This window comes from Salinicola socius (assembly GCF_001937195.1).
In the GTDB taxonomy this organism is placed as follows: domain Bacteria; phylum Pseudomonadota; class Gammaproteobacteria; order Pseudomonadales; family Halomonadaceae; genus Salinicola; species Salinicola socius.
The window spans coordinates 1-10,421 of record NZ_MSDO01000051.1 but is presented as its reverse complement, the minus strand read 5'-3'; the positions used below and the strand labels follow the sequence as shown (position 1 = coordinate 10,421).

At 61.4% G+C, this 10,421-nt stretch carries 7 protein-coding genes; all 7 read right to left on the bottom strand.

Going from position 1 to position 10,421, the window contains the following annotated elements:
* Positions 1 to 211: 211 nt before the first annotated feature.
* Positions 212 to 1,066 carry a DNA/RNA non-specific endonuclease gene (locus BTW07_RS18635; RefSeq protein WP_232823823.1) on the bottom strand — a complete coding sequence of 285 codons (855 nt, stop codon included), beginning with the start codon at positions 1,064 to 1,066 and terminating at the stop codon, positions 212 to 214.
* 6 nt (positions 1,067 to 1,072) lie between these two features.
* On the bottom strand, positions 1,073 to 1,348 hold the full coding sequence (locus BTW07_RS18630) for an Lrp/AsnC family transcriptional regulator (RefSeq protein ID WP_075571652.1): 276 nt from the start codon (positions 1,346 to 1,348) through the stop codon (positions 1,073 to 1,075).
* A 153-nt stretch (positions 1,349 to 1,501) separates the two neighbouring features.
* Positions 1,502 to 3,058 (bottom strand): SpoVR family protein, encoded by a 1,557-nt coding sequence (locus BTW07_RS18625; protein ID WP_075571653.1) that lies wholly within the window; start codon positions 3,056 to 3,058, stop codon positions 1,502 to 1,504.
* A gap of 43 nt (positions 3,059 to 3,101) precedes the next feature.
* Entirely contained in the window at positions 3,102 to 4,385 is a 1,284-nt protein-coding gene (locus BTW07_RS18620) for a YeaH/YhbH family protein (protein WP_075571651.1), read from the bottom strand.
* Between the two features lie 120 nt (positions 4,386 to 4,505).
* A complete protein-coding gene (locus BTW07_RS18615; protein ID WP_075571650.1) occupies positions 4,506 to 6,428 on the bottom strand; it encodes a PrkA family serine protein kinase in 1,923 nt (640 codons plus the stop codon).
* 321 nt (positions 6,429 to 6,749) lie between these two features.
* Entirely contained in the window at positions 6,750 to 7,799 is a 1,050-nt protein-coding gene (locus BTW07_RS18610) for a threonine aldolase family protein (RefSeq protein WP_075571649.1), read from the bottom strand.
* Between the two features lie 263 nt (positions 7,800 to 8,062).
* The gene (locus BTW07_RS18605) at positions 8,063 to 10,075 is read right to left on the bottom strand and encodes an NADPH-dependent 2,4-dienoyl-CoA reductase (RefSeq protein WP_075571648.1); all 2,013 of its coding nucleotides are present in this window, start codon (positions 10,073 to 10,075) and stop codon (positions 8,063 to 8,065) included.
* Between the last annotated feature and the right edge of the window lie 346 nt (positions 10,076 to 10,421).

The window sequence follows — 10,421 nt, the reverse complement described above, 5'->3', positions numbered from 1 at the left end:
AAGCACCGACTGTCTGACACAACGCCGGTTACTGCCCAACGATCTATTCTTCGCAAGATCTCTTTGCGCACGGTTTCTCTTTTTCCGGCGTCATCCTCTTCATCATCCCGATCCCGTATCAGCTCCTGCCATGAGCGCCTCTCCCGGCACCCTTCTCGCCGTTTGCGCGGATAGACTCCTGCCGACCAGCGCCCGCTCGATACGCCAGAGATCACTGATAGCGCCCCGGCCGCGTCGAGATCGCTTCCAGCCCCCAACCGTTCGTCTCCACGCGCCCTTCCAGCCGGCGCTCGACGGGATCGGCCAGTCGAGGAAAGAAATCCAGCCCGGTACGCGCCTCGATCTCGTCGATCGTGACCAGAAAGCGCGCCAGTGGTTCTTTTCCATTGACGTCCTGCGGCATGAAAAATGCCAGCGCCCGCGGCGTCTGGCCGGGTACGATCAATATTTTGTAGAAACCCACGGGAATCTGGGTGAAACCTACCCGATGCAGCAACTGATCATCGAAAACCGGCCCGGCAACGACCCAGACGCTCCCGAAACGCGGCACGAAATCGTCGATGACCGCTTCTTCCAGGCGCTGCCATAGCTGACGATTGAGCTTGGGGCGTTGCGGCGTGATGTTGGTCATCAGGAAGCTCGCCATCTGCGCATCGCGCCCATGAACGACCGACATCGCATAGTTTGGCGCCAGGTGACCGCGATCGTAGCCGCTACGGGTGTAGTCGTCGGCGCTGATGGGCCACAGGCTGCGCCAGTCGGACTCGAACCGATCGGGCCGTGAATAGCTGTGCGGATCAATGACCCGATTCAGCGCATAGCCGACCCAAAGCGGCTCGCCCCGCACGTCCGACCAGCCCACCAGGAAACCATCGTTACGCAGCACGCGATTCCAGCCCCGCCAGTCGTTCCAGTGCCATTCGGGAACGCCCATCCAGCTCAGCCGGTCACGGACATCCCCTTCCTGCCAGTACCACAGCCCGCTGATGACGATGACAAAAACCAGACCGATTCTGGACGAGCGAGCGAGCTGCCCCAGCAGCCCTCGCTTTCGACGACGCGCCACGCTGGCCTAGAGACCGACGGAGAACATGGCGTCGAGATCGTGGCGCGAGTGCACCTGCATGGCGTTGAGCGTCTCGGTATCGCGAATTCCTTCGACACTCATCAGGCGCTCGGTCACCAGCGTGGCCAGTGATTCGAAATCCCGCGTGCGGGCGATGGCAATCAGATCGTAGCGACCGCAGGTCGAATAGACCTCGCTGATCCCCTCGAGGTCGGCCAACCGCTCGGCGACACCGCGAATCCGGCCCTTTTCGACATTGATCAGAATGACGGCGTTCTGCATTTCCCTCTCCCACCGAATTCGGCCCGCGATCGACGGGCCAATCAACAGAATGATGATCGGCGCGAGTATATCAGCTCTGCGACGGGTCGCCTCCCGGCGTCAGCGGATGCCCGAGCCATTCCCAGCCGAAGCGGACGCGGGAGACTCGCCCTATCACGCCGATTCTCGCGACGATTCGGGAATCGGCCATTGATAGCGGCGCACGACATCGCCGCCTTCCATCGACTCTAGCCTGATCGGGAATCCCCACAGCTGATGCAGATAGCGCATGACAGGAAAGAGACTCTGGCCCAGCGGGCGCCGACGATCCTGCACATGACGCAGCGTCAGCGAGCGATCACCGCGGATATCGGCTTCCCAGACCTGGATATTGGGCTCACGAGCCGACAGCGCGTACTGCACGCTCAGCGCCTCACGAATGCGCCGGTAGCCGCGATCGTCGTGAATCGCCTCGACCTGAAGACTGTCGTCACGATCGTCGTCGACCAGACTGAAGAGCTTGAGGTCGCGGATCACCTTGGGCGACAGAAACTGCTGAATGAACGACTCGTCCTTGAAGTTCTGCATCGCGAAATGCAGCGTCTCCAGCCAGTCGCTGCCGGCGATGTCCGGAAACCACTCGCGATCCTCGCCTGTCGGTGCCCGGCAGATGCGCTGGATATCGCTGAACATCGCGAATCCCAGTGCATAGGGGTTGATGCCGTTGAAATAGGGGCTGTCGAAACCGGGCTGGCTGACGACCGCAGTATGCGACTGCAGGAACTCGAGCATGATGCCCTCGTCGATCTGGCCGTCGTCGTAAAGACGATTCATCAAGGTGTAGTGCCAGAAAGTGGCCCAGCCTTCGTTCATCACCTGGGTCTGACGCTGCGGATAGAAATACTGGGCCAGTTTGCGCACGATACGCACGATCTCGCGCTGCCAGGGTTCCAGCAGCGGCGCATTCTTCTCGAGGAAATAGAGCAGATTTTCCTGCGGCTCGCTGGGATAGCGGCCATGACGGTGCAGGCCCAGCGGATCGTTTTCGTGATCGTGCGGCGGCTCCTGGGCAAGCCCACTCACCGCCAGGGGGATCGTGCTCCAGAGCCGGTTGACCTGTGTCTGCAGGTACGCTTCTCGCTCGTCCTGACGCCTGACCTCCTCTTCGGCCGAGATCGGCGAAGGACGCTTGTAGCGATCGACGCCGTAGCTCTGCAGCGCATGGCAGGCATCGAGCAGCTGCTCCACCGCCTCGACCCCATGGCGCTCTTCGCATCTGGCGACATACTTTCGGGCAAAGTCCAGATAGTCGACGATCGCCGAGGCGTCCGTCCAGGCACGAAACAGATAGTTGCCCTTGAAGAACGAATTGTGTCCGTAGCAGGCGTGGGCGATAACCAGCACCTGCATCATCAGCGAGTTTTCTTCCATGAGATAGGCGATGCAGGGATCGGAATTGATCACCAGCTCGTAGGCCAATCCCATCTGCCCACGGCGGTAAGCCTGCTCTACCGAGAGGAACTGTTTGCCGAACGACCAGTGGTGGTAACCGATCGGCATGCCGACGCTCGCATAGGCATCCATCATCTGCTCGGAGGTGATGATCTCGATCTGGTTGGGGTAAGTGTCCAGCCGATATTCACGTGCCAGCGCGGCGATGGCGTGCTCGTACGCTTCGAGCGTCTCGAAGTTCCAGTCCGAGCCGGTGGCTAAAGGCTTGCGTCGCGTCATCGGTGACTCCTCGCTGCGTGGCGTCCCGCCGAAGATCTCCATGTCAGCTCTGCGCGCGCTGACGGAAAAGCTCGCGGAAGACCGGGTAGATATCTTCCGCCTGGACTATCTGCTGCATGGCGAAACGCTCGGGATACGCCGCTCTGACCGTGTCATAGGCCTCCCACAGCGCCTGATGGGCGTGGGGCGTGATCTCGACATAGGTGAAGTACTGCAGCTTGCGCATCAGCGACTCGTCGAGCAGCTCGAGGCAGGTCGAGGAATCGTCGTCCCAGTTGTCGCCATCGCTGGCCTGGGCCACGTACAGATTCCACTGCTCCGGCGCATAACGAGCCTCAATGATGCTGTTGACCAGCGTCAGGGCACTGGAAACGATGGTGCCGCCGGTCTCCCGCGAGTAGAAGAACTCCTCCTCGTCGACTTCCTTGGCCACGGTGTGATGACGCACGAACACCAGCTCGACTTTCTCGTAATTGCGCTCGAGAAACAGATAGAGGAGGAGAAAGAAGCGCTTGCCGATATCCTTGTGGGCCTGGGTCATCGAACCGGAAACATCCATGATGCAGAACATCACGGCCTGGTTCGACGGCATCGGCTGATGGGTAAGATGGTTGTAGCGCAGATCGTAGGTGTCCAGGAACGGAATCGACTCGATCCGCTTCTCCAACCGCTCGATCTCGGATTTGAGTTCACCGATACGCGCCGGATTGCGCAGCACCGGATCCTTTCGCTCTTCGCTCTCGAGCGCCTCCTGCGCCTCACGAAGGGCGCGCTTCAGCGGTGCCCGCATGCCGATACGCCGAGCCTGAGCCTCGCGCATCGAGCGCACGATATTGATCCGCGCCGGCACACCCTCTTTCGAAATCCCCGCGCGAACCGGCCGGGTTTCCTCCAGCACCTGCAGCTGCTTGCGTTCGAGGTGCGGCAGCTCCAGACCATCGAAGACAAAATCGAGAAACTCTTCCCGCGACAGCGAGAACACGAATTCATCCATGCCCTCGCCCTGATTTCCCGCCTGACCGTCGCCGCCGCCCTGACCACCGCCGCCGCCGCCCGGCCGTCGCAGCCGGTCGCCCTCGGCAAAATCCTTGTTGCCGGGACTCACCACCGTACGCCTACCGCCAGGCCCATGCTGGAAAGAGGGCTCGGAGATATCCTTGGCCGGAATCGACACCTTTTCCCCGCGCTCCATGTCGGTAATCGAGCGTCGATTCACCGACTCTTCCACGGCCCGCTTGATGTGGGAGCGATAGCGCTGCAGGAATCGCTGACGGTTGACCGCGCTCTTGTTGCGCGCATTGGGGCGTCGATCGATGAAGTAGCTCATGGCATCTCCTGCAGGCTGGCCGCAGACTGGCTTTGACAGCGACCACCCGCAACGGCCTCTGCCCCTGGAAGCGCGGCCCGGTCCGCGGCCGCCTCCCGGCTGACATCAGTGAATCGCCGGCTAGTGCGACTTGCGAACCCGCAGATACCATTCGGACAACAGTCGCACCTGCTTCTCGGTATAGCCGCGCTGCACCATGCGATCGACGAAGTCTTCATGCTTGCGCTGATCCGACACCGACGCCTTGGCATTGAACGAGATCACCGGCAGCAACTCCTCGGTGTTGGCAAACATCTTGTGCTCGATCACGCCCCGGAGTTTCTCGTACGACTGCCAGCTGGGATTCATGCCGTTGTTGTGGGCACGCGCCCGCAGCACGAAATTGACCACCTCGTGACGGAAGTCCTTGGGATTGGAAATGCCGGCGGGCTTCTCGATCTTCTCGAGATCCTCGTTGAGCGACTGGCGATCGAACAGCTCGCCGGTCTCCGGATCGCGATACTCCTGGTCCTGAATCCAGAAGTCGGCGTAGGTGACGTAGCGATCGAAGATGTTCTGACCGTACTCGGTGTAGGACTCGAGATAGGCGGTCTGAATCTCCTTGCCGATGAAGTCGACGTAGCGCGGCGCCAGATACTCCTTGATGAAACGCAGATAGCGCTCGTGCACTTCTTTCGGCAACTGTTCGCGCTCCAGCGCCTGTTCCAGCACGTAGAGCAGATGGACCGGGTTGGCGGCAATCTCGTGAGCGTCGAAGTTGAATACCTTGGAAAGAATCTTGAAGGCAAAGCGGGTGGAGAGGCCGTTCATCCCTTCGTCCACGCCGGCGGCGTCACGATATTCCTGGATCGACTTGGCCTTGGGATCGGTGTCCTTCAGATTTTCGCCATCGTAGACCCGCATCTTGGAGTAGATGCTCGAGTTTTCCGGCTCCTTGAGCCTGGAGAGCGTCGAGAACTGGGCCAGCATGCGCAGCGTGTCCGGCGCACAGGGCGCTTCGTTGAGCGACGAATGCTCCAGCAGCTTCTGATAGATCTTGACCTCTTCGGAGACGCGCAGGCAGTACGGCACCTTGACGATATAGACGCGGTCGAGGAAGGCCTCGTTATTGCGATTGTTGCGAAACTGCTGCCACTCGCTCTCGTTGGAGTGGGCCATGATGATGCCTTCGAAGGGAATCGCGCCCATGCCCTCGGTCGGATTGTAGTTACCCTCCTGTGTGGCGGTCAGCAGCGGATGCAGCACCTTGATCGGCGCCTTGAACATCTCGACGAACTCCATCAGCCCCTGGTTGGCCTTGCACAGACCGCCGGAGAAGCTGTAGGCATCGGGATCGTCCTGGGAATAGAGCTCCAATTGGCGGATATCGACCTTGCCCACCAGCGACGAGATATCCTGATTGTTCTCGTCACCGGGCTCGGTCTTGGAAACCGCGATCTGGTTGAGGCGTGACGGATGCAGGCGCACCACCCGGAACTGCGAGAGATCGCCGCCGTACTCCTTGAGTCGCTTGGCAGCCCAAGGCGACATCGGCCCTCTCAGATGGCGCTGGGCGATGTTGTACTCCTTCTCGAGCAGCTCGCCATCCTCTTCCGGCGAGAACAATCCCAGAGGAGACTCGTAGACCGGCGAATCCTTGATCGCGTAGAACGGCACGCGCTCCATGAGCAACTTCAGGCGTTCCGCCAGCGACGACTTGCCACCGCCGACCGGACCCAGCAGGTAGAGAATCTGCTTGCGCTCCTCGAGCCCCTGGGCGGCGTGGCGAAAATAGGAGACGATCTGTTCGATCGCTTCTTCCATGCCGTAGAACTCGGCAAAGGCGGGATAGCGGCGGATGACCTTGTTGGAGAAAATTCGCGACAGGCTGGGATCCTTGGCCGTATCGATGGCTTCCGGCTCCCCGATCGCATTGAGCATCCGCTCGGCGGCGTTGGCATAGACTCGAGGATCCTTCCGGCACAGCTCGAGATATTCCTGCAGGCTCATCTCTTCCTGTTGAACCTGCTCGTAACGGCTCTGCACGTGATCGAAGATGCTCATGGAAGCCTCCTGGTCGTGACCCCCGACCGCTCAGGACCCAGGTCCTGCCAGCCGGGTTAGCTGACTATCAGCATAGACAGATTCACGAAGCGTCGGGTAGACCCATTTTGCGAGTCTTTTCAACGCAGCGTCGGAATTGACCCTTTAGAACACGCTATCACGATCCGGTTTCGATGCACGGGGAATTTGCATGGATAAAACGTGCCAATTCAGGCAGACGTCGCTAACCCATCGAAAAACCTGGATAAATTCGCTGGCGCATCAACAAGGGAGGGAGGCGAGAAGTGACCGGCGCCCGAATCGACCGGGCGCCGGCGTGCATCAGGGCGCGTCGAAGGCGGCGCGGGCGTCTTCCAGTAGCTGGTCGAGCAGCTCGGAAGTCGTGTTCCAGGAACACACGAATCTCGCACCGCCGGCGCCGATGAAGGTGTAGAACGTCCAGCCCTTGGCACGCAGCTGGGTGATGACCGGCTCCGGCAAGCTGACGAAGACACTGTTGGCCTGAGCCGGAAACATCAGCGAGACACCGGGCAGAGACGCCAGACCGTCGGCGAGGTAGCGGGCCATGGCATTGGCATGATCGGCGTTGCGCCGCCAGGCACCGGATTCAAGCAGCCCCAGCCAGGGCGCGGCGATGAAACGCATCTTGGAAGCCAGCTGCCCCGCCTGCTTGCAACGGTAGGCAAAGTCTTCGGCCAGTTCCTTGTTGAAGAACAGAATCGCCTCGCCCATCGGCAACCCATTCTTGGTACCGGAAAAACAGAGCACGTCGACGCCAGCCTGCCAGGTCAGCTCGGCCGGGGAGGCATCCAGCGCACTGCAGGCGTTGGCGAAACGCGCGCCGTCCATGTGAACACGCAGGTCGTACTTGTCCGCGACGGTGCGGATCGCCAGCAGCTCCTCGCGGGAGTAGACCGTTCCCACCTCGGTGGCCTGTGTGATCGAGACGACCCGCGGCTTGGGGTAGTGGATATCGTTGCGCTTCACCACCAGCCGCTCTATTCCCTCGGGCGTCAGCTTGCCGTTCTCACCCGGGCTGGTCAGCAGCTTGGAGCCGTTGGAGAAAAACTCCGGCCCGCCACACTCGTCGGTCTCGATATGGGCCAGTTCGTGACAGATCACGCTGTGATAACTCTGACCCAACGCCGCCAGCGACAGCGAATTGGCGGCAGTGCCGTTGAAGACGAAAAAGACGTCACAATCGTAGTCGAAGAGTTCGCGGAAACGATCCGCGGCACGGTGAGTCCAGGCATCGTTGCCATAGGCGAGATCGTCGCTGGCATTGGCCCGAATCAGGTAATCAAGCGCTTCCGGACAGATGCCGGAGGTATTGTCGCTCGCCAGATAGCGAGGGTTACAGTCGGATGTCATCTGGGGGTCCTTGTTCGATCCCTCCATCGAGAAAAGCGACTCGAGCCGGTCAAGGCGGAAAGAGTACACGTTTCTGAGGGTCAGGCATGGCGGTCGGAAATACACGGCAGCCTGAATAACAAGAAGCGCGGCCAGGAAAGCGACGGGGTCGCCGTCACACGGCTCGCGCTTACTGGTGAGCCCCAAGTCTAACATCTGTCTTCGCGCCCCGGCAGCGCGTATCTATCCGCCACTCACGCTGACTCAACGCAACCCGGCGAGGCTCACAGCGACGCCGCCAGCCGCACGCCCTGATCGATGGCACGCTTGGCATCGAGCTCCGCTGCCAGATCGGCGCCGCCGATACGATGAACTCGCGCCCCGGTTGCGACCAGCGCCTGATGGAGCGCCTGCTGCGACTCCTGCCCGGCGCAGATCACGATGCTATCGACCGCCAGTAGCCTGGACTCCCCATCGACATCAAGGTGCAGACCGTCACTGTCGATGCGCCGATAGACGCAGCCCGACAGCGTCTCGACCCGCCGAGCCCGCAGTGCGGCCCGGTGGACCCAGCCGGTAGTCACCCCGAGCCCTGCCCCCGGCTTGCCGGTCTTGCGCTGCAGCAATGTGATCTGTCGCGGCACCGTGGGCTTCAGCCGCGGCTTCAAGCCGCCGGCGTGTTCAACCGTCAAGTCAACGCCCCACTCGTCACACCAACGCTCGATATCGAGCGCCGGCTGCTCGGCATGCGCCAGCAGTTCAGCGACATCGAAACCTATCCCGCCGGCACCGATGATGGCGACGCGACGTCCCACGCGCTCGGGATGCTGGATCGCCACAGGGTAGGAGATCACGCAGGGATGCTCGATACCCTCAATGTCGAGCGCGCGCGGCCTGACCCCGGTGGCAATGATGATCTCGTCGAACTCCTGCAGTTGCTGGATATCGGCCTCGGTGCCGAGGCGCAGCTCGACGCCGTGCAGCGTCAACTGGGTGGCGAAGTAGCGCAGCGTTTCGGCAAATTCCTCTTTCCCCGGTATTCGCTGAGCCAACCGGAACTGACCGCCAATCTGCGGATCGCGTTCGAAAATCGTCACCCGATGGCCACGCTCGGCGCAGGCGGTGGCCGCGGCCAGGCCCGCCGGACCGGCACCCACCACGGCGATGCGCTTGGGCGAATCGGTCGGCGGCAGCGTCAGCTCCGTTTCATGACAGGCGCGCGGATTGACCAGACAGGAGGTCAACTTGCCCTGGAAGGTATGGTCGAGGCAGGCCTGATTGCAGGCGATGCAGGTATTGATCTCATCGACTCGGCCCTGCTCGGCCTTGGCCATCCAGGCCGGATCGGCGAGAAAAGGTCGTGCCATCGAGACCAGGTCGGCGTGCCCCTCGGCCAGTACCGCCTCAGCGATCGCCGGCATATTGATACGATTGGTGGCGATCAGCGGTATCGAGATCGCCTCGCGCACCTCCCGGCTGACCGGGACGAAAGCGGCACGCGGCACGCTGGTGACGATGGTCGGCACGCGCGCCTCGTGCCAGCCGATACCGCTATTGATCACGTCCGCACCGGCACGCTCGATCGCCAGCGCCAGCGTCACGACCTCGTCGCCGGTACTGCCCTCCTCCACCAGATCGATCATCGACAGCCGAAAGATCAGCAGAAAATCCGGACCGCATGCGTCACGGACGCGACGCACGATCTCGATGGCGAAGCGTTGCCGGCGCTGGCTATCGCCGCCCCAGGCGTCGTCGCGGTGGTTGGTCCGGCGGCACAGGAACTGATTGATCAGATACCCCTCCGACCCCATGATCTCGACGCCGTCGTACCCCGCGCGCCGCGCCAGCTCGGCACAGCGCACGAAATCATCGATCTGCCGTTCGATCTCGTCGCCACTCAACGCGCGTGGCGTGAAGTGGTTGATCGGCGCTGCGATCGCCGAAGGCGCCACCAGATCCGGGGAATAGGCGTAACGGCCCGCGTGCAGAATCTGCAGGCAGATATGCGCGCCGTGTGCATGGACAGCTTCCACCACCGGGCGATGCTGCTCGGCCTCGGCCTCGTCGGTAAGCTTGGCTGCGCCCTGAAAGACAGCCCCTTCAGGGTTGGGCGCAATGCCACCGGTGACGATCAAACCCACCCCATGACGTGCCCGTTGTGCGTAGAACGCCGCCAGACGCTCGAAGCCGCTCGGTGCTTCTTCCAGGTTGGTATGCATCGACCCCATCACCACACGGTTGCGCAGCGTCAGCGAGCCAACTTGCAGAGGACGAAAGAGATTGGGAAAACGCGTCACGAATCGGATCCACTCATGTCGAGGCGCACACCGCCGGCAGCGGTTTCAAACGCGCGTATGAGGGCCAGTGTAACGAAAACCACGACGAGAGCCATTCCACCAAAGCGGTAGCACCGTACGGGTGATATCGAGCGCAAGGATAGGCGTGCAAAGACAGACAGGAGCGACGATTCGCCCGACAGACGGAGGCGGGACCATGGCAAAGGACAGCGGAGAGTATCGAGAACTTCAGAAGTCGAAGCGCAGAACACCGCGGTTATCGCGGTAGCGCCAGACTACGAGGCGTGAAACGTATTGAATGCAGCGAAGCGTGAAACGTATTGAATGCAGCAGAAGACGTCGATAT

What these genes read in the sequence shown, in the direction of transcription:
- BTW07_RS18610 (WP_075571649.1), bottom strand. Translation starts at nt 7,799, where the DNA reads ATGACATCCGACTGTAACCCTCGCTATCTGGCGAGCGACAATACCTCC.
- BTW07_RS18615 (WP_075571650.1), bottom strand. Translation starts at nt 6,428, where the DNA reads ATGAGCATCTTCGATCACGTGCAGAGCCGTTACGAGCAGGTTCAACAG.
- BTW07_RS18625 (WP_075571653.1), bottom strand. Translation starts at nt 3,058, where the DNA reads ATGACGCGACGCAAGCCTTTAGCCACCGGCTCGGACTGGAACTTCGAG.
- BTW07_RS18630 (WP_075571652.1), bottom strand. Translation starts at nt 1,348, where the DNA reads ATGCAGAACGCCGTCATTCTGATCAATGTCGAAAAGGGCCGGATTCGC.
- BTW07_RS18620 (WP_075571651.1), bottom strand. Translation starts at nt 4,385, where the DNA reads ATGAGCTACTTCATCGATCGACGCCCCAATGCGCGCAACAAGAGCGCG.